At 57.2% G+C, this 19,392-nt stretch carries 15 protein-coding genes; 9 read left to right on the top strand and 6 right to left on the bottom strand.

Annotated elements, in window-relative coordinates:
* Positions 1-89 precede the first annotated feature (89 nt).
* Entirely contained in the window at positions 90-233 is a 144-nt protein-coding gene (locus tag ACH2ED_RS13260) for a MazG-like family protein (RefSeq protein ID WP_395091818.1), read from the top strand.
* Positions 234-255: 22 nt separating this feature from the next.
* Here the strand turns inward: ACH2ED_RS13260 and ACH2ED_RS13255 are convergent, their stop codons facing one another.
* On the bottom strand, positions 256-699 hold the full coding sequence (locus ACH2ED_RS13255; protein ID WP_395091813.1) for a dimethylsulfonioproprionate lyase family protein: 444 nt from the start codon (positions 697-699) through the stop codon (positions 256-258).
* Positions 700-746: 47 nt separating this feature from the next.
* Between ACH2ED_RS13255 and ACH2ED_RS13250 the strand changes: the two genes are divergently transcribed.
* The 6 genes from ACH2ED_RS13250 to ACH2ED_RS13225 all read left to right on the top strand — a co-directional run bounded on the left by ACH2ED_RS13250 (position 747) and on the right by ACH2ED_RS13225 (position 12,874).
* Complete coding sequence (locus tag ACH2ED_RS13250; RefSeq protein ID WP_395091810.1) at positions 747-1,811, top strand: multiheme c-type cytochrome; 1,065 nt, start codon at positions 747-749, stop codon at positions 1,809-1,811.
* Positions 1,812-1,889: 78 nt separating this feature from the next.
* Entirely contained in the window at positions 1,890-3,728 is a 1,839-nt protein-coding gene (locus ACH2ED_RS13245) for a thioredoxin domain-containing protein (protein ID WP_395091809.1), read from the top strand.
* 80 nt (positions 3,729-3,808) lie between these two features.
* Positions 3,809-7,318 carry a DUF1553 domain-containing protein gene (locus tag ACH2ED_RS13240; RefSeq protein ID WP_395091806.1) on the top strand — a complete coding sequence of 1,170 codons (3,510 nt, stop codon included), beginning with the start codon at positions 3,809-3,811 and terminating at the stop codon, positions 7,316-7,318.
* 166 nt (positions 7,319-7,484) lie between these two features.
* A complete protein-coding gene (locus tag ACH2ED_RS13235; RefSeq protein ID WP_395091804.1) occupies positions 7,485-9,497 on the top strand; it encodes a site-specific DNA-methyltransferase in 2,013 nt (670 codons plus the stop codon).
* Positions 9,498-9,608: 111 nt separating this feature from the next.
* Complete coding sequence (locus ACH2ED_RS13230) at positions 9,609-10,025, top strand: hypothetical protein (protein ID WP_395091802.1); 417 nt, start codon at positions 9,609-9,611, stop codon at positions 10,023-10,025.
* Between the two features lie 296 nt (positions 10,026-10,321).
* Positions 10,322-12,874: a DEAD/DEAH box helicase family protein gene (locus ACH2ED_RS13225; RefSeq protein WP_395091799.1), complete on the top strand. Its 2,553-nt coding sequence runs from the start codon at positions 10,322-10,324 to the stop codon at positions 12,872-12,874.
* Here ACH2ED_RS13225 and ACH2ED_RS13220 read toward each other — a convergent pair.
* Positions 12,866-13,462: a hypothetical protein gene (locus tag ACH2ED_RS13220; protein ID WP_395091796.1), complete on the bottom strand. Its 597-nt coding sequence runs from the start codon at positions 13,460-13,462 to the stop codon at positions 12,866-12,868. The two genes, ACH2ED_RS13225 and ACH2ED_RS13220, sit on opposite strands and share 9 nt — an antisense overlap.
* Positions 13,463-13,581: 119 nt before the next feature.
* Here ACH2ED_RS13220 and ACH2ED_RS13215 point away from each other — a divergent pair, with 119 nt between their 5' ends.
* Together ACH2ED_RS13215 and ACH2ED_RS13210 are read left to right on the top strand one after the other, a co-directional pair.
* Positions 13,582-14,340: a DUF4058 family protein gene (locus ACH2ED_RS13215; RefSeq protein ID WP_395091793.1), complete on the top strand. Its 759-nt coding sequence runs from the start codon at positions 13,582-13,584 to the stop codon at positions 14,338-14,340.
* Complete coding sequence (locus tag ACH2ED_RS13210) at positions 14,337-15,734, top strand: DUF1501 domain-containing protein (protein ID WP_395091790.1); 1,398 nt, start codon at positions 14,337-14,339, stop codon at positions 15,732-15,734. The genes ACH2ED_RS13215 and ACH2ED_RS13210 overlap by 4 nt, the downstream gene beginning before the upstream one ends.
* Here the strand turns inward: ACH2ED_RS13210 and ACH2ED_RS13205 are convergent.
* The 4 genes from ACH2ED_RS13205 to xylB are packed head-to-tail and all read right to left on the bottom strand — an operon-like array spanning position 15,731 to position 19,143.
* Positions 15,731-16,183 (bottom strand): nuclear transport factor 2 family protein, encoded by a 453-nt coding sequence (locus ACH2ED_RS13205; RefSeq protein WP_395091787.1) that lies wholly within the window; start codon positions 16,181-16,183, stop codon positions 15,731-15,733. The two genes, ACH2ED_RS13210 and ACH2ED_RS13205, sit on opposite strands and share 4 nt — an antisense overlap.
* A complete protein-coding gene (locus ACH2ED_RS13200) occupies positions 16,180-17,115 on the bottom strand; it encodes a hypothetical protein (protein WP_395091784.1) in 936 nt (311 codons plus the stop codon). Before ACH2ED_RS13200 ends, ACH2ED_RS13205 begins: the two co-directional genes overlap by 4 nt.
* Before the next feature lie 27 nt (positions 17,116-17,142).
* Positions 17,143-17,628, bottom strand: coding sequence for a nuclear transport factor 2 family protein (locus ACH2ED_RS13195; RefSeq protein WP_395091781.1), 486 nt, complete (start codon positions 17,626-17,628; stop codon positions 17,143-17,145).
* Positions 17,629-19,143 carry a xylulokinase gene (gene xylB / locus ACH2ED_RS13190; RefSeq protein ID WP_395091778.1) on the bottom strand — a complete coding sequence of 505 codons (1,515 nt, stop codon included), beginning with the start codon at positions 19,141-19,143 and terminating at the stop codon, positions 17,629-17,631.
* Positions 19,144-19,392: the final 249 nt, after the last annotated feature.

Raw genomic sequence — 19,392 nt, 5'->3', positions numbered from 1 at the left:
CCTTCACAGGGTTATGGAGTACAATCCGTATGAAAATGCTTCACTACACATTTTGCAAGGCGGGAATTTTGCCCCCGCTCAACCCATGACTGGAGTTTTACTACACGCTGCTCCTCGCCCACGATCTGGGCATTGAGCTAGACAAGGCGTTTGCGGCGAAGATGGCGCGCAATGCGGAAAAGTACCCAGTGGCGAAGGCGCGGGGAAGCTCCAAGAAGTACACGGAGCTGTAGACCAATACTCAGGGCGAACGCTTCACGGGAGCGAGACACACTGCGGGGCGGCGCCCTCGGGGAGCGCGGGGACGTCTATTCCCGCGCGGGGAAGTGTGCCCTCTAGCTCCTGTTTCCAGTGCGCCACATCGCCGGAGGGGCCGTAGGCGTAGATCATTACCATGGGAGTGCTGCCCGTGTTCGTGAGCTGATGGAACACCGTGGGGGGAATGTAGACGCACTGGCCTGACTTCACGGCTTGCCGCTCCTCGCCCAGGCACATCTCCCCCTCGCCCTCCACAATAAAGTACACTTCCTCTTGCTCCTGGTTGTGCCAGGGAACCTGCCCGCCGCCCGGCTCCAGCACGACATAGCCCAGGGCAAAGTGCTGACACTGCACCGGAGACATGCCGCCCACTAAGTTACGCGTCCAGCGCTGCGCGGGGTAGCGACGACCGGCGATTTCATTGAGGTCTGCGATATTCATGCCAGACAGAATACCCTAGGTCAGATGGTAAACTCTCAGAACGAGCCATGAGAAATACACTGCGTGGGCTGTGCGGCCTGCTCTTGCCGGTTGTCTTGTTGGTGATGGCCGCCTGTGTGCGCCAGAAACCGGCATCGGTCGCTCTTGGCCCGGAGGCGATCTTTTCTGAGTTTGTGGGCAATGCGGCCTGCCAGCCCTGCCATGCGCCGGAGTTTACAAGCCACCAGAAATCTCGGCACATGAGCACGCTCCACGATGCCACACAGGCGGCACTAGGGCCACTTGCCCCTGCGCTCGGGGTCACACCTGGCGGGATCGCACTGACGCAAGAAGGGGCGGGTCTCGCCGTGAGAATGGCGAAAAAATCAGGGACTCAGACCGTGCCGCTGACCTTTGTTCTGGGCTCAGGCAAGATGGGCATGACATTTTTAGCGCTTTTGGAGCAGGGGAGTGCGGAGATTTTCCAGAGCTACTTCCCCAACCAGAAAAAATGGCACACGACCCCAGGGCAGCAGGATTTTGTGCACGGAAGTTTGGGACGGCCCTATGATGAGTCTACGACACGCCACTGTCTGAGCTGTCACACGGTCACCTTGCCACTGAATTCCCTCAAGCCAGAGCGACGATTCTACGGGGTGGGGTGTGAAGCGTGCCACGGCCCTGGGAGCCGTCATGTCGCCGCAAAACAGCAGGGGCGCAAGACCGACGACTCACGATTGAGGCAGTTTGATGCGACCAGTGGCAAGGCGGTGAACGAGCTTTGTGGGCGCTGTCATCGCACCGTCACGGATCTGGCGACCATGGACCCGCGGGAGAAGGCGAGCACGCAGCGCTTCCAGCCCGTTGGCCTTTCCTTGAGCAAGTGTTTCCTCCAGAGCAAAGATAAGCTGACCTGTGTCACTTGCCACAATCCCCACGAAGACGTGTCAACGGATCAACGCCGCTACGAGAAAACTTGCCTGAGTTGCCACAGCTCCCCAAGGAAAACATGCCCCGTCAACCCCACAGAGAAGTGTGTGCGCTGCCACATGCCCACGCGCGCCGTCTTTCCCGGAAGCCCACTGCCCAACCAGATGGCGGATCATTTTATAAAAATCTATCGTCAGCCCTGACGTGGTATACTCGCATGTTGGGGGAGCGTTTGTCTTTGGACGTGCTCCCTAAAATTTTGACAAACGGAACTTAAATTTATGAGTCAAGTGGAGTGGCGTACCTGGGGTGAAGAGGCTTTTGCCGAGGCCCGTGCACAGGATAAACCCGTTTTGCTCTCGATCACCGCAACCTGGTGTCAGTACTGCGCGGCGATGGACGAGAATACGTATGGCAACGAAGCCCTTGCCCAGTACATCAGCGACAATGTCATTCCGGTTCGCGTGGACTCGGACAAGCGTCCGGATGTCAATGCGCGCTACACCCAGGGCGGCTGGCCGACGACGTGTGTTTTAACCGGCGAGGGCGATGTCCTCTGGGGCGGAACCTCCGTTCCCCCGGATGGCATGGCGCAGCTTCTCCCGCAGGTGCTCAACTCCTACCGCCATGAGAAAGCCGGGATCGCACAGCACGTGGCCGGGCTGCGCGATCAGCTTCGTCAGCAGAACGCCGCGCCGCCGCTGGATCACAACTTGCCCGTTGACCCCAATATTCCCTTTGGTGTGCTACTAGGGGCCAAGTTTGAGTTTGACTTCGCCTTTGGCGGCTTCGGACACAACGGCCAGAAGTTCCCGCAGAACGAAGTGACCGAGCTGGTGATGGAGCAGTACTCTCGCACCGTACGCGCCGGGCATCCCGACGAAGACCTGAAGCTGATTCTGGATCGCACCTTCAAGGGAATCGCCGAAGGTGGCCTCGTGGACGAAGGCAGCGGTGGGTTCTTCCGCTATGCCCAGACCCCGGACTGGCGCAATCCGCAGGTGGAGAAGCTCCTGGAAGACAACGCCCACCTCGTGCGCCTCTTCTGCCGTGGTTACAGCCTGCTGGGCGATGAGTCGCTGAAAACGGCGGCGAAGAAGGGCCTGGACTATCTGCGTACGCAGCTCTGGTTCGAGGATCTTGGTGTGTTCGGCGGCTCGCAGTTCGCCGATGGTGAGTACTATGCCCAGCCGCTCGAAGAGCGTGCCGAGTGGAATCCGCCCGCCGTGGACGAGACGATTCTCACCGGAGCCAATGCCGTGGCCGCTCGCGCTCTCGTGGCGTGGTGGCAGATTACGGGTGAGGCCGAGGCACTGACTCAGGCCCGCCGCGTGATGGACTTTTTATTGACCAACCTGGTGGACGAAGACGGTTGCGCGACCCACTTCCAGGCCGCTGAGGGCGAGGATGTCGGCGAGATTCCCACCGGTATGCTCTCCGATTCCGCCGACCTGGTGGCTGCGGGCCTCGATCTCTACGAAGCCGGGCAGGGCGTGACCTATCTGGATCGTGCGGAAGAGATCGCCAACTGGAGCCGGGGGCATTTAGAGAGTCCCGAGACCGGTGGCCTTTTTGATGCACCTGTTCGACCCAATGCGCTGGGCAACCTCAAAGTGGGGAGCCGCGATGTGGTTGACAACATGCTGCTGGCCGACTCGCTCCTGCGCCTGTTCCTAGCGACCGGCGAGACTGAGCATGCTCAGCTTGCGCAGCGGATCCTACAGGCGTTCCAGCCCGCCGCTCCGAACATGGGCTTCTTTGGTGCGAGTATGGCACTGGCCATCGAGCGTGCGGTGCTCCCCCCGGTGCTCGTGCATGTTCTCGGAGCCGCCAGCGATCCTCGGACACAGGCACTGCTTCAGGCCGCACACAAGCCGTACCGCTACGAGAAATTCATCCAGCCGCTCGACCCGTCCAACGAGGACGACGCGGCGCATATCGAGAACCTGGGCTACCCGACTCCTGAGCAGCCGACGGCGCACATCATGGTGGCCACCGATGCCCTCGCGCCCACCGTGGATGCCGAGGTGCTGATCGAGACGATCCAGAGCGCTGCTCCGTCGCTGGCAGGAATGCCCGACCTGAGTGCGCTTGTCGGGGAAGAAGAAACCCCCGCGTAGCGTCACAAAAATAAAACAAGCCCTCTCTCGATTCTTGAGAGAGGGCTTTTGGTTTTTCTTGTCGAACCCCTACACTTAAGATGAAACGACAGATGGCGGGATTTCTCGCGCTTGTGGGATTGGCGACAGCAGCTCTGGCGCAGACAAAACCGAAAGCACTTGTGCCGGACTTCAACCGGGAAGTTCGACCTCTTCTTGCTAACTACTGCCTCAAGTGCCATGGCCCGGATGACAAGCAGCGCCAGGCGGGGCTGCGGCTCGATCAGTCGCCGGGAGCGGCAAAGCTCAAGGGAGTGCTCGCCCGAATTTCAAAACCCAGCGGCGATGCGCTCCAGATGCCGCCTTCCCATACCAACAAACCGCTCTCTGCCACGCAAAAGAGTATTCTTCAGCGCTGGGTGGCAAGCGGCGCAAAGTACGAGACGCACTGGGCATTTGTCAAGCCGACATCCCTCCCCCCGGCCCCTCTGGCTCCCCTCCCTTCGTCCCGACGAAGTCGGGTTTCAGGCGAAGGGAGGGGCTGGGGGAGGGATGCACAAATAGACACCCTGATCTCCGCCAAACTCAAGCCACTTGGCCTCGCGCTCCAGCCCGAAGCGGATCGCTACACGCTCATTCGGCGCGTCTCGCTGGACTTGATCGGCTTGCCTCCGACACTGGAGGAGACTGAGGCGTTTGTGAAAGACACGCGCCCGGATGCGTATGAGCGGCTGGTGGATCGCTTGCTCACCTCGCCGCACTACGGGGAGCGCTGGGCGCGTAAGTGGCTGGATCTGGCGCGCTACGCCGACACCAACGGCTACGAGAAAGACAAGCCCCGGGTGATCTGGCCCTGGCGGGACTGGGTGATCAAGGCGCTGAACGCCGACATGCCCTTTGACCAGTTCACCGTGAAGCAGCTTGCGGGAGATTTGCTGCCAAACGCGACACTCGATGACAAGATCGCGACGGGCTTTCACCGCAACACAATGCTCAATGAAGAGGGCGGCATAGATCCCTTAGAGTACCGGTACTATGCCATGGTAGATCGGATGGCGACGACAGGAACGACGTGGCTGGGGCTGACGATCCAGTGTGCGCAGTGCCACACCCATAAGTACGACCCGCTCACCCACAAAGAGTATTATCAGCTAATGGCCTTCTTGGACAACATGGAGGAGCCCGAACTAGATGTGGTCACGCCTGAGCTAGCCAAGAAACGCGCCGAGGTCGAGAAGACAATTACGGAGCGTGAGACCACGCTCGCGGAGAAATGGCCGATTGCGCTGCCCTTGCGCTGGAGGCTGCCCTCCGCTGAGGACGTCAAAGTGGCGTCGGGTGCAAAGCCCGAAGTGCGGCCCGATGGTGCCGTCTTTATCAGCGGTCCTAGCCCGGATAAAGATACCTACACAGTCAGCCTGGGAGGGAGCGGGGAACCCGTCTCGGCGATTCGACTCGAAGCTCTTACAGATCCCGCGCTGGGGGGAATGGGGCCGGGACGAACGGCACACGGGAACTTTGTGCTCACGGAGATCACTGTCAAAGCGGACGGTAAACCCGTGAAGCTGGCATTTGGTGAGCATGACTTTGCCCAAGATGGCTTCTCGGCGCAGGCGGCGCTGGACGGTAAACCAAACACGGGCTGGGCGATTGTCGGGCCGGGCAACTGGAACGTGAACCGGACGGCGACCTTTCATCTTGACAAACCCACCACGGCGCAGAAGTGGACCGTGACGCTCAAGCAGGAGTACGGCGGTCAGCACACCCTGGGTAAGTTCCGCCTGAATCTCGGAGCCGCGCAGCCTGACTCCGACCCCAGCCCGGTTGAGCAGCGCAAGAAAGCGGCCTTTGAGAAAGCGTTCGCCGCGTGGAAGGTGGCGCAGCAAGCGGGAGCCGTGCGCTGGGAGGTAGCAAGGCCCGTCAAAGCGACTTCTAATCTGCCCCTGCTCACCGTCCAGCCCGACGGCACAGTCTTTGTGAGCGGCGATAGTACCAAGCGCGATGTCTACGACGTCCAGCTTGCGGGCCTGCCTAAGGGCGTCACGGCGCTTCGGCTGGAAGCCCTCCCCGACGATCTCTTGCCCAAGCACGGCCCTGGGCGCGTCGCCTACGAAGGCCCCCATGGGGATTTCTTTTTGAGTACACTTACTCCCAGTGTAGGGAAGCTCATCAAAGGCGTCTCCACGGTCGGTACGGCGCAGAACGCGCTCGACACCAATCCACAGACAGGCTGGAATATCAACGGTGCGCAGGGTAAGACCAGTGTGGCGGTCTTTACGTTTGACAAGCCCCTCGAAACAAACGCGCTCACGCTCTCAATGATCTTTGAGCAGTACTATGCCGCCGGGCTGGGCAAGTTTCGCCTCTCGATAAGCACGGATTCGCGTGCGGGGAAACTCGCGCTCTTGCCGAGCCTGGAAGACGCGCTGGCAAAGAGCGACGAGACGGCGCTTCGTACGCAGTTTGTCCGAGTTGCGCCCGAGCTGGCAAGTGCCCGCGCCACGCTAGAGACTCTGCGCAAGTCTCTGCCGGAGCCACCGACCACACTGGTCTTTATCGAGCGCCCCAAAGTCAACCCGCGCGTGACATTTATCCACAATCGCGGCGAGTTCCTCCAGCCCACCGAGAAAGTGACCGCCGGGATTCCCTCGGTGCTCCCGCCTCTGGCTCCCCCGCCGGGCGGGGGCGGGGGGGGCAGGCTTGCTTTTGCGCACTGGCTCGTGAGCCAGGAGAACCCGCTCACGGCGCGGGTGATCGTGAATCGGGCTTGGGCGGCGTTCTTTGGCAAGGGCATTGTGAGAACGACCGAGGACTTTGGCTACCAGGGCTCCCCGCCGACCCATCCCGAGCTACTCGATAGCCTCGCGGTTGGATTTATGCAGAATGGCTGGAGCCAGAAGAAGCTCCACAAACGCATCGTGCTGAGCCAGACTTACCGGCAGTCGTCGAAAATTACACCGCTTGCACTCGCTAAAGACCCGGAGAATAGACTGCTCTCGCGCGGGCCACGGGTGCGCCTCGACGCCGAGCTGGTGCGCGACAATGCGCTGGCGGTGAGTGGGCTACTCTCCCCAAAGATCGGTGGCCCGAGTGTCTTCCCCCCTCAACCACCCAGTGTGACCACGGAGGGGGCATACGGCGCCCTCGCCTGGAATGTGAGCACGGGAGAAGACCGCTACCGACGAGGGCTCTACACGTTCGCAAAGCGCACCGCCCCCTATGCCATGTTCCAGACCTTCGATGGTCCCAGTGGCGAGGCCTGCATTGCCCGCCGTGAAGTCAGCAACACGCCGTTGCAGGCGCTCACGCTTCTCAATGACACGGTCTTTATGGAGACTGCACAAGCTCTCGGTAAGCGCATGGCAAGTGAGTCCGGCCTCAGCGCAACCCGAATCTCACGACTCTTCCGGCGCGTGGTGACACGCCCGCCGCACTGGGACGAGCTTGCGGCACTCGAAGGCTTTTACGAGAAACAGCACGCCCGGTTCGCTTCCGGGGAACTGAGTGCCAAGGCCCTCTGTGGCAGTGAGACGGCAACGCCTGAGCAGGCCGCGTGGACAGCGCTGGCGCGCGCGGTGCTTAATCTGGATGAGGCGATTGTGAAGCGGTGAGTGCTATTTTTGCCTCCCCCTGCCTCGTTCCTCGGCTTCCCCCTCCGGCTTCGCGAAGGGGGAGCATGAGGGGGATGCTAAAACCCTCTTCGCGAAGCCGGAGAGGGTCGCCGTCTCAGCGGCGGGGAGAGGTAGAAACAGCGCGTAAACGGGTAAAATAACAACCATGACAGAGCTGATTTGGGACGGGAAGTACACACAAGACGCGAAGAGCGGCAAGCGCATCAAGACCCCGCCCGTGCGGGTGTCGCTGCCGTTCCAGACGATTGAGACGGTAAACGAGAGCACGGAAGACCGTAGCCGGACAGCCAGCCTGTTTGCCACGGGGCGCGAGAGCGAGTGGCGGAACCGTCTGATCTGGGGCGATAAGAAGTACGTCCTGCCGTCGCTGCTGCCGGAGTTCGCGGGGAAGGTGGACTTGATCTACATTGATCCTCCGTTCGACACCGGGGCGAACTTCTCGTTTACAAGAACCATCCCGGATAGTGAGGAGACGTTCACGAAGGAGCCGAGCGTTATCGAGCAGAAGGCGTATCGTGATACGTGGGGGAAGGGGCTTGACTCGTACCTCAAATGGTTCTACGAAACTGCCGTCTTGTTAAGAGAATTGCTCAGTGAGACCGGGAGTATCTTTGTGCATTTAGATGACAATATTGGTCATTACGCAAAATGTATACTTGATGAGGTTTTCGGGATTGATCGCTATCTTAACGAAATTATATGGCAAAGAACTGATGCTCACAATGATGCTAAGGGTAAATTTGGAAACATTCACGATGTGATATTTTGGTATGCAAAGACATCAAAGAATAAATATAACTATAATGATGTACGTGTCAATTTATCAAGTGCTGCACTAAATGAGTATTCATTGCTTAAACTTCCCGATGGTACAATTATCAATTATTCAGGAAATGAAGATAAGGTAGGTAGAAGGTTTAAACTGGATGATGCAACATGGAAAGGGACAAGCAATAAAAAGAAATTTATATGGAGAGGTGCATCTCCTTCAGATAAAAGAGAATGGATGTATGACTTTGAAGGTATGGAAAAAGCACTTGTGCTTGGTGATTTATATTTAAGAAATCCCGAAAAAGGAGCCGCAAGATGTAAAGTTAGTTATTTAGATGATAATTTAGGAATGTTATTACAAGATATTTGGACTGATACAGCTCGTATGAAAGGTGGATCAATTTATGCAACTCAAAAACCAGAAGAGTTATTAGAAAGAATTATCAAATCTGCTTCTGACGAAGAAGACTTGGTGCTTGATTGCTTCTGTGGCTCTGGCACGACGGCGGCGACGGCAGAGAGGCTGGGGCGGCGGTGGATTACGTGCGATCTGGGGCGGTTTGCGATTCATACGGCGCGGAAGAGGCTACTCGGGATAGAGGCGGTAAAGCCCTTTGTGGTGCAGAACCTCGGTAAGTACGAGCGGCAGCAGTGGCAGGTGGCAGAGTTTGGGAATAAGGACAAGGCGGCGGCGATAGAGACGGCGTACCGAAAGTTTCTTTTAGAGCTATTCAAGGCGCGGCAGCTAGAGAGCGGGACATGGCTACATGGGATAAAGAACGGGCGCATGGTGCATATCGGCGGCGTGGATGCGCCGGTCAGTACTGGGGACATTACGCAGATCGCCATTGAGTTTAAGAAGCGCATGGGGACGGGCGAAGACGCGCCTAAAGAGACCGGGGTGGATATTCTGGGCTGGGACTTTGCCTTTGAGGTCAATGAAGTGGGCAAGCAGACCGTGGCCGAGGCGGGGATTCAGGCGCGGTTCTATAAAATACCTCGCGAAGTGCTAGAGAAAAAAGCCGTGGAGCAGGGAGACATCAAGTTCTTTGAGCTGGCGGCACTCTCGGTAGACAAAACGCAGACGGGCAAAAGCGTGACCATAGAATTAACCGATTTTGTAATCCCCACCGACGATGTTCCCGACGATGTACAGCGGGCAATTAAGCACTGGGCACAGTGGGTAGATTACTGGGCGGTTGACTGGGACTTTAAAGGTGACACGTTCCATAACCAGTGGCAGACCTACCGCAGTAAGAAGAACCCGGAGCTTCAGAAGCGGGTTGCGTATAGCTACGCGGAGCCGGGGACGTATGTTATACTGATTAAAGTCATTGATATTCTGGGCAACGACACCACAAAAACGCTGCATGTGACAGTGACTTAACACAAGCTGTAAGTGACCCGTAGGGGTAGCTTTATTAAATGTTTCAAGAGGCAGGTGACAAGCTTTAAGAAGCAAAAAGAAAGCACAGAGTAGTGAGTGACTTTTGGTAAGATGCAGGTGACAAAGGGTGACTTGCAGAAAGGGATGAGCAAGATGGCAAAAGTGACACCGGGGAAGGTAGAAGAGAACTACGAGCGATTCATGGTTGCTTGGGAAAACCTAACCCCCACAAAAAGTTTTGGAGGAATGACCCTCGATCAGTTTAAGGCGACTGTACTGCCCTCCGTAGATGCCCGTAAGTCTGTGCGCGATGCACAGGTGGTGCTAGAAGGCGCTATCGAGAACCGAGACAATGTGGATCAGGCAACTATAAAAGCAATGGATGCTATCAAGAAAAGTGTCATTGCAGACCCCACCGTGGGCGGGGACGATGGCGCACTCTACGAAGCTTTGGGGTTTATTCCTAAATCAAAGCGTAAAACGGGTAATACACGCAAGAACAGCAAGAAGGAAGTGCCAACCCCCTAACCCCCGCCCAGCGGGGGGACAATAAGGAATTTACAATATATCTCCCCCGTCGGACGGGGGCTGGGGGGTAGGCTATCGCATATCTCCCCCGTCGGACGGGGGCTGGGGGGTAGGCTATCGCATATCTCCCCCGTCGGACGGGGGCCGGGGGATTGGATTGCCCCCTAACCCCCGCTGGGCGGGGGGACAATAACGAAAGAGACTTCTTCTTTAATCTCCCCCGTCGGACGGGGGCCGGGGGGTAGGCTATCGCATATCTCCCCCGTCGGACGGGGGCTGGGGGGCAAATAACACACATGGCAAGAAAACCAGCTAGTGCAGGACAGTTGAACTTATTAGAAGCACGCGTCACTACCGCGCCGTGTGTCCCTGCTATTCGGCTGGCAGTTAAGGCATGGAAAGACGGAGGCTACAAAGGAGTAACCCCAACTACCAAGATACTCCTTAACTGGTGGTTTTATAATGACCATCGCCTGCACGGAGGAAAGCGCTTCGCCTACCACTATGCCCAGCAAGAGGCTATCGAGACCCTCATCTATCTCTATGAAGTTGTAAAAGTGCGACGGCTTAGTGAGCTTGTCGCCGAGTATGCCGGTAATGATAAGTTAAACTTGCTCCAGTACGATGACTTCCCGCGCTACTGTTTGAAAATGGCAACCGGCTCAGGGAAAACCAAAGTCATGAGCCTTGCTCTTGTCTGGAACTACTTCAACAGTGTCTTAGAGAGCGAGACCGACTACCCTAAGAGCTTTCTCTTGCTAGCCCCCAATGTGATTGTGTATGAGCGGCTCGCCTCCGACTTTGCCGGAGGGCGTATCTTCAAGGCCGACCCGCTCATTCCGCCGTCCCTTGCCGCCTTCTGGGACTTCGATGTCTACACACGCGGCGAGGCGGAGCGGGCAAGCGCACAGGGGGCACTCTATCTCACCAATATTCAGCAGCTTCAGCGCGGCAGTGAGAGCGGCGAGAGCGACGAACTAGACGCAATGGCGGCGCTGATGGGAAGCAAGCCGCCCAGCAGAAAGCAAGAGACCGAAGACTTCACCGAGCGTTTGCAGGCACGGGGCGGCAAGTGCCTAGTGCTCAACGACGAAGCACACCACACACACGACGAGAAGCTCAAGTGGAATGAGATCATTCGCACACTGCACGAGGGGCTAGTAACCAATGGCGGTGGGGTGCTTCAGCTCGATGTCACGGCAACCCCCCGGTACAACAAAGGCGGCCTCTTCACCTGGACAATCTACGACTACCCGCTCAAGCAGGCCATCATAGACGGCATTGTCAAGCGCCCCGTCAAAGGAATCGCCTCCGGGATCACCGAAGCCCAGTCCGACATTGCCAGTGTGCGCTATCAGCCGTACTTGGTTGCCGCTGTCGAGCGCTGGAAAGAGTACAAGGAACAGCTCACGCCCCTTGGGAAAAAGCCCCTGCTCTTTGTCATGCTCAATGATACCAGCGAGGCCGACGATGTCGCGGATTTCTTAAAGAACAAGTATCCCACGGAGTTCGGCGGCGACGGCTTGCTCACCATTCACACTGACCGTAGCGGCGATGTTAGCAAGAAAGACCTAGATAGTGCCCGGAAAGCTGCACGAGAGGCCGATGACCTCACCAACCCTGTCAATGCCATTGTGAGTGTCTTGATGCTACGCGAGGGCTGGGACGTGCAAAACGTAACGGTTATTGTCGGCCTCCGTCCCTACTCCAGCAAAGCCAATATCCTCCCCGAGCAGACCATCGGGCGCGGCCTGCGCCTCATGTTCCGTGATGCTAACTCCGGCTACACCGAGCGCGTGGATATTATCGGCAATAAGAAGTTCATCGAGTTTGTGGAGGAGCTGGAAAAAGACGAGAACATTGTCTTAGACACGTTTGAACTGGGCAAAGATAAAGTCCAGATCACTAATGTTCACCCCGACCCCAATAAATCAGACAGAGACATTTGCATCCCTCAGCTCACCCCGCTTCTCACCCGAAAGAAAACCCTCGCTGCCGAGATTGAGGCGCTCGATGTCTTAAATTTCACCTGTCCCAAGCTCCCCCTCAAAGACAACGATGCCGCCGCGCAAGACTTCCACTACGAAGGCTACGATATTCTCAGCCTGCAAAAAGTCATAGACCGAGACTACACCATCCCCGTCCCTCAGACCGCGCAGGAAGTCATCTCCTACTACGCCAAGCGCATCGCCCAGGATGTCAAGCTCCCCTCACAGTTCGCCGCGCTTGCTCCCAAAGTCCGCCAGTTTCTCAGTGAGAAAGCCTTTGGTAAGCCCGTGGATCTCAATACCCCCGAGCTCATCCGCGCCATCAGCAACAATATCGCCTCGTATGTCACCATCAAGACCTTCGCTTCTGCCCTGCGTACCCTCGTCGTCGAGGAGCAGACCCCTGAGCTAAAAACCGAAGCCCGCCGCCTCTCCGAGACCGCCCCATTCGCCTTCTCCCGCCCCACCTTCGAGGCCAAAAAAACCGTCTACAATGTCGTGGCCCCTGAGAACGACTTCGAGCGCCGCTTCGGTAAGTTCCTGGAAGCTTCCGCCGATGTCGAGCGCTTCGCCAAGCTCCCGTCGCAGCTCGGCTTCAGCATCGAGTACACCGATAGTGCCGCCAACCTGCGCTACTACGAGCCGGATTTTATCGCCGTAAGTAAAGAGGGCACACACTATGTTTTAGAAACCAAAGGGCGAGAGGATATAGATGTCAAGCACAAAGACCGCGCTGCCACCCTCTGGTGCGAAAGTGCCACAGAGCTAACCCAGACACATTGGGTCTATCTCAAAGTGCCTCAAGCCGAGTTCGAAAAGCTCATCCCGGACACTTTGCTGGACTTGACAATTCTAAGGTAGGTTCGCCGCACACTGAGAGAAAACCAGATGAAGGGCACCCAGAAGATCATCCATATCACGCATCGCAAAGAGCGCCGACTCTGCCACACTGCCATCGGTGCGCCTATGATAAAACTGCCATGCCTGGCCGTTGGTGACAATGCCAAAGAGATCGGGAGTCAGTCCGACAGCGGCGTTGATCTCGGCGCAGGCGTGCATTTCAACCAGGCACTGCGCCAGCCCTTTCTCAAAGTCATCTTTCTTCGCTTCGACCACACAGAGAAGCGGCGTGTCAATATAGGCGCGGTTGGGAGTTACCAGATAGTCGGCCTCACCCGTCAGCTCCGAGCTTTCCAGTGGCGCGGATTTCCAGATTTTCAGACCAGGATAGTGGGGAGCCACCTCGGCACAGAGGGCATCAATAATCAGCTCTTTTGCCCGCTCTGTTGAGGTCAGATCGAAAGATTTAATGCGCTCCAGATGAAGCAGGAGCGGTTCACTGGGAGCAGCAGGTACAAACGTCATTTGCCATTCGCTCAAGCGCTCTTGATTGATGGTTTGCATGGCTGATTTTGTATTGAACTTAGAAAAGCTTTTTCGAGTGGGCATGGTGCTATTATATCGCTAGGAAATGAAACCATGAACGAACGAAACTTAAACATCACCCGGCGGCACTTCGCGAAGCTCGAAGGTCAGGCTCTTCCGCCCTCCATGCTGGAGCTATAACAATGCCAAGTCCTTTTCCTGGAATGGATCCTTATCTGGAATCCCCTGATTACTGGCGCGATGTACACTCCAGTTTTCTTGTCGAGGTTCGCGTCGCACTAAACGCCACACTACCGCTGGGTTTTGTCGCACGCACTGAGGAAAGACTTTATGTCGTCGAACCAGACCGCTCTATTTATCCCGATATTGCTCTCACCCGCCAGATTCCCGAGCGCCCGACAGGAGTCGTAGGTGCCGCAGTTATTGATAAGCCTATTATTTACTTTGCGCCCCCCGAAGAAGTGCGAGAGAGCTTTGTCGAAATACGCTCCGTGAAACAAGGCGGGCAAGTCGTGACTGTTATTGAGCTTCTCAGTCTTGCTAACAAAATGTCGGGAAGAGGTCGGGAAGAGTACCGCCGCAAACAATATGACTTATTGCGAAGTGATGTGCATTTCTTAGAGATAGACCTTCTTCGTGCAGGAGAGCATACCATTGCACTTCCCAAACTCTCTGAGCCTGGAAAAGAATATCTTGCCTGTCTGCACCGTGGTGATGGCTCCTGGCGTTTCGTCACCTGGGCATTTGGCCTCCGTGACCGGCTTCCTCGCGTCGCTGTGCCACTAACAGAAGAACTCCCTGACATTGCTCTTGACTTGCAAGAAGTTTTCACCGCTGTCTACGACGGAGGGCGCTACGGTGAGACCATAGACTACAGGCAATCTCCCCTTCCTCCGCTCCACTCGGAAGATAGAGACTGGGCAAAGGCATTTTTACCATGAACAAAATAAACAAACGGAATTTACACATCACGCGGCGGCACTTCTTCGAGGAGTGCGGTGTTGGAGTTGGCAAGCTCGCGCTGGCGGGGCTGCTTACCAGTAGTTCCCCTCGCTTGGCGGGGGCCAGGGGGCTGGGAGGAGGGCGAGCCAAGCACGTCATCCATTTGTTTATGGCGGGCGCACCCTCCCAGCTCGATCTCTTTGACTACAAGCCTGAGCTGGTCAAGCTCGAAGGCCAGCCACTGCCACCGTCGGTGTATAAGAACCAGCGCTACGCCTTTATTCGCGCCGATGCCGCCGTGCTCGGGCCGCGCTTTAAGTTCCAGAAGCACGGGCAGTGTGGCATGGAGCTCTCGGAGATGTTGCCGCACTTGGGAAGTGTGGCTGATGAGATTTGTCTGGTGAAGAGCGTCAGCACCGATCAGTTTAATCATGCCCCCGCACAGATCTTCTGGAACACCGGCAATGGCCAGCCGGGGAGGCCCGCAATGGGCTCCTGGGTGGTCTATGGTCTTGGAGCGGGGGCGAAAGACCTGCCGGACTTTGTGGTGATGAGCACCGGCGCGGGCATCTCCGGTGGGGCGGCCAACTGGTCGAGTGGGTTTCTGCCCACAAAATACGCGGGCGTGCGGCTGCGCAACTCCGGCGACCCGATTTTAGATGTGAGTAGTCCGGCGGGTGTGGACGCGAAATTGCAGCGCGAGACGCTGGACTTGCTGGGAACTCTGAATCGGCGCGACTCGGATCCGGAGATTGCCTCGCGCATCGCGAGCTACGAGCTTGCGTTTCGCTTGCAGACCAGCGCTCCTGAGGTGATGGATCTAAAGTCCGAGAGCAAAGAGACGCTTGCCCTGTACGGCTGCGACCCTAACAAGCCCAGTTTCGCCCGCGCGTGTTTACTCGCACGGCGCATGATCGAGCGAGGCGTACGCTTTGTCACTATCTACCACGAGGGCTGGGACGCGCACTCCGATGTGGCGGGAACGAGCCGCAATAAGTGTAAAGAGACCGACCAGGCATCGGCGGCGCTGGTGAAAGACCTCAAGCAGCGTGGGCTACTCGATGAGACACTGGTGATCTGGGGCGGGGAGTTTGGCCGCACTCCGATGGTGGAGAACAATCCCGCACTGGGCCGCTCGCAGGGCCGTGACCACCACCCGCAAGCCTACACGATGTGGCTGGCGGGCGGTGGAATTAAAGGCGGTGTGACCTACGGTGCGACAGACGACTTGGGCTTTCATGTGGTGGAGAACAAAGTCCATGTCCATGACTTGCAAGCCACGATCCTGCACTGCCTGGGCCTGAACCACGAAAAACTCACCTACCGCTACTCAGGCCGAGACTTCCGCCTCACGGATGTGCACGGCAGCGTGGTCAAAGATATTCTGAGCTAGCCGGGCTTGTTGCTCTTGATCTTGCTGGTGAGAAGCTTGTTTTGAGTGCGAAGCCACTGACCGCCTTTTTTTACCCAGGTGTCCTCACTGGTCGCCTCCGACTCCTGTCTGTTCTTGCCAACCAGGGTGAGGCTGTCTAGCGTCTTGACTGTCGCGGTACTGCCTGTCACGACACACTTGGTGATCTTCGTCGTGAGTAAGTAGGACTTGAGACTGCTAAAGGCTTGAGTAATTTGCGGCTTGATCTGCACCATGGTGCGTTTGTCGCCTTTGAGGCCGACGCTGACAAACTCCGGCGCGTTGATCGCAAGCGAGCCTGCGACATCTTTCTTGGCGGCAGCGGCAGAGCGTTTATCGTACTGTGACTGGATGGCTTTCTGGTCGTCTTTTGCCTGGGCAGGCGAGGTGAGGGCCACGAGGGCCGCGAGAATGAGGAATTTTTGTTTCATGGTACTCTTATCGGTTCTTTCTTTTTGTTTTTTTGCTTCTGGACAAAATCGTCCCGCTCGTTGTTTGTGAAACCGTCGGCAGTGAAGTACTCGTGGCGCTTGAGATACCACGCTCCCGAGGAGCGAGTCCACGTCAGGCTCAGGTTGACAATGATCAGCGTCTCTTCTTTTTCTTCCTCGGGTATTTCCAGAGTGAAGCGTAGGGCTTGCTCAACATCGAGAACGACATCGCCGTTCTCTTGTTGCTCCGCTCCAACCAGGTAGTAGCGCACTCTCTCATTGTGGATGTACTGGTGCGCAATGACCATTTTCTCGATAAACGGTTTGCGCTCTTCGGGATCTTTGCCCAGGCGAATAAAGACAAAGTCAGGGGCGAGGCGCGTGCCGAAAATCCGGAAATCTTTCTGCTCCTCTCCCGTTGCTAGCTCCAGCAACAAAGGGAATATTTCCTGAACGGCAGCCTGCGTGGTGGGCACTTTAACCCGTTGCTCTAGCTCTGAAAGCCCTGGCGATTCTCGCAGTCGTGGTGTTTCGGTCAGCGGTTCCTCAAGGACCCGTGTTCGTGCAAGCCGCCACTTATTGCCGCCCTCGGAGACGAAGCGATAGCGACAGCGGCGGTAGCCTGTGGTGGTAATCTCCAGCCACTCGTGGGACACGGTGAAGAGCTTGAGGCTCTCGTAGGTCTCCACAAGGGCAGCGCCGTCTTCGAACTTGACGCTATCTAGCTGTGTCTTCTGCTCCGCCGTCTTCGCTACTGTCAGTGTTTTTTGTAGTGCAGTACGTAGCTTTTCGAAGGGAATGATGTCCTGGTGGGTATCTGTGTGGACGTAGTCCGCTGTGCAGGGGGCGAGATAGGCGGCTGCATCCCGTGCGCCAAACGCTAAAAGCCAGCCACTACACAGAAGAAGCAGCAGAAAAGTGACATAACGCATGGGCCGTGTACTCCTGGTTTTTAGATATTAGTTAGAGAGAGGCTTGCCATCCATGAGAGTCTTGTTGGAGAGCGCACGGTTTGTCTGGCGCTTCCAGACACCACTTTTCTTGACCCAGGTATCTTCGTTGCGGCTGGTTCCCTCCATCTGCGCTTTCTTGCCCGTCTGGGGATTGGCAAGGGTGAAGAGAGATTTATCGGAGACGGTTACCGTGGCTGTGTCGCCCTTGAGCGTGACTTTCTCGACGGTGCTACTGAGCTTGATACTCTGGGCAACGGTTATGATCTGCATAAAAGCGGCTTTGAATTCGGCCAAAGTCATCTTTTTACCTTTGGTGTCTGTTGTCGTGAAATCGCTGGTGTTGATACTTAATGCGCTGTTAATATCCTTTTTCATAAAGGCAGCAGCTTCTTTATTGTACTGTGCTTGAAGGGTCTTCTTGAGTGTTGCCGCGTCTTGTGCGACCACAGGAGCTGCTAGCAATAAAGCTGCCATAAAGAACAGGGGTTTCATTTAGTGTGTTCCTTGGGTGGCCTCTGCCACTGTTTTAAATGCCGTTGAGAGTGCGGGATAGAGTGCCCGGTAGGTACGATAGTAGCGGGAATAGGTTTTAGATTGTAGCGCATCGGGCTTGGCACCAGGGCGGATCGAGACCGTGGCGGCGCAGGCTTCGGGGACACTGGCGTAGGCGCCGCATCCTACAGCGGCGAGAAGCGCGGCTCCGAGCGCGGGGCCTTCGTCTATGTTGAGCAGGACGTGTTTTTTCTCGATCACATCGGCCATCATCTGGAGCCAGAATGCGGACTTTGCCCCGCCACCCGATGCACGAATCTCGCTCACCGGGACATCCATCTCACTAAAGAGCGTGAAGAGGTCTTTAAAAGCATAGCTCACTCCCTCTAGCACGGCGCGAGCGAACCAGTCTTTGGTGGAGCGCAGGGTCGCGCCAAAGAAGACACCACGGGCATCGGGATCGAAGTGGGGGTTGCGCTCGCCCGCGAGGTACGGCAGATAGAGCAAGCCCTCGCAGCCTGGTGGGGCCGTCGCTGCGCCTTGGGTGATGGCATCGTAGCTCGTGCCTTGCGCGAAGGTGTCGCGGTACCAGCGCAGGGAGCCGCCTGCCGAAATAACGCAGCCCATCTGTGCCCAGGCACCCGGAACGGCGTGGCAGAAAGTCTGGACGCGCATTTGCGGATCAATCGCCGCCGTGTCTGAGTGCGCAAAGACCACGCCAGAAGTGCCCAGTGACGAGACCACTTGGCCGGTACCCACCACGCCGCAGCCCACCGCTCCCGCCGCCTGATCGCCGCCGCCGCCCACCACGGGAGTTCCCGCTCTTAGCCCCGTCAGCGCTGCGGCTGCCGCCGAGATGACGCCCGTCTGCTCCGGAGACTCGACCACGTGTGGCAGCCACTCGCTCGGGATACTTAATTTATCGAGTGCTGTCTTGGACCAGGTGCGCTTGCGGACATCAAAGAGCGATGTGCCCGAGGCATCGCTCACTTCAGCGGCAAACTCACCCGTGAGCTTCAAGCGAATGTAGTCTTTTGGCAGCAGCACGTGCGCGACTTTGTCATAGACCTCAGGCTCATTCTTGCGTAGCCAGAGTATCTTTGGCGCAGTGAAGCTCGTGAACACCGGCTGGCCCAAAATCTCGTAGCAGCCCTGCGTCCCCCCCAGAAGCTCCGTGATCTCGGCACACTCCACCCCCGTGCGCGCGTCGCACCAGAGCAGTGCGGGCCGCAGCACTTGATCGTTCTTGTCCAGAAACACCGAGCCGTGCATCTGCCCCGTCAGCCCGACCCCGGCCACATCCTCGCCTCGCTTGCCCGCCTTTGCCAGCACGCCCTGGATGGCCTTGATCGCCGCTTGCCACCAGTCCGTGTCCGGGTGCTGCTCCGCCCACTGCGGGCGCGGTGTGGAGAGCGCGTACTCGTGTAAGCCCGAGGCGAGCAGCGTGCCGTTTTCGTCAATCAAGACGGCCTTCGTGCCGCTGGTACCCGTGTCAATTCCAAGAAACAGTGCCATAGTTGGGAGACTATTTCGCCAAAAAAGAGCTGTTTTCCTGCCTGCTCTCTCACAAATCACCGGTTTGTAGGTCAGGGAGGCGAGCGTCTTGGGACGCTTTTTCGGGTCACTTTGGCCTGAGCGTTGGATCGAACCCCGGGATGTAGCCGGGGGGAAGGAGAAACAAGCTCTCTGGGAGGCTGGAATTGACAACCACATTGTCACGAATGCGATCTCCGCATCCTGTGAAAATCTGGGAGTCTAAAATGT

Origin of the sequence: Armatimonas sp., from assembly GCF_043757465.1 — a bacterium.
Taxonomy (GTDB): Bacteria; Armatimonadota; Armatimonadia; order Armatimonadales; family Armatimonadaceae; genus Armatimonas.
This window is presented reverse-complemented; position numbering and strand designations above follow the sequence as displayed.

Coding starts and splice junctions, on each gene's coding strand:
- ACH2ED_RS13220 (WP_395091796.1), bottom strand. CDS start 13,462: ATGCCCACTCGAAAAAGCTTTTCTAAGTTCAATACAAAATCAGCCATG.
- ACH2ED_RS13255 (WP_395091813.1), bottom strand. CDS start 699: ATGAATATCGCAGACCTCAATGAAATCGCCGGTCGTCGCTACCCCGCG.
- ACH2ED_RS13205 (WP_395091787.1), bottom strand. CDS start 16,183: ATGAAACAAAAATTCCTCATTCTCGCGGCCCTCGTGGCCCTCACCTCG.
- ACH2ED_RS13200 (WP_395091784.1), bottom strand. CDS start 17,115: ATGCGTTATGTCACTTTTCTGCTGCTTCTTCTGTGTAGTGGCTGGCTT.
- ACH2ED_RS13215 (WP_395091793.1), top strand. CDS start 13,582: ATGCCAAGTCCTTTTCCTGGAATGGATCCTTATCTGGAATCCCCTGAT.
- xylB (WP_395091778.1), bottom strand. CDS start 19,143: ATGGCACTGTTTCTTGGAATTGACACGGGTACCAGCGGCACGAAGGCC.
- ACH2ED_RS13230 (WP_395091802.1), top strand. CDS start 9,609: ATGCAGGTGACAAAGGGTGACTTGCAGAAAGGGATGAGCAAGATGGCA.
- ACH2ED_RS13225 (WP_395091799.1), top strand. CDS start 10,322: ATGGCAAGAAAACCAGCTAGTGCAGGACAGTTGAACTTATTAGAAGCA.
- ACH2ED_RS13245 (WP_395091809.1), top strand. CDS start 1,890: ATGAGTCAAGTGGAGTGGCGTACCTGGGGTGAAGAGGCTTTTGCCGAG.
- ACH2ED_RS13210 (WP_395091790.1), top strand. CDS start 14,337: ATGAACAAAATAAACAAACGGAATTTACACATCACGCGGCGGCACTTC.
- ACH2ED_RS13250 (WP_395091810.1), top strand. CDS start 747: ATGAGAAATACACTGCGTGGGCTGTGCGGCCTGCTCTTGCCGGTTGTC.
- ACH2ED_RS13235 (WP_395091804.1), top strand. CDS start 7,485: ATGACAGAGCTGATTTGGGACGGGAAGTACACACAAGACGCGAAGAGC.
- ACH2ED_RS13195 (WP_395091781.1), bottom strand. CDS start 17,628: ATGAAACCCCTGTTCTTTATGGCAGCTTTATTGCTAGCAGCTCCTGTG.
- ACH2ED_RS13240 (WP_395091806.1), top strand. CDS start 3,809: ATGAAACGACAGATGGCGGGATTTCTCGCGCTTGTGGGATTGGCGACA.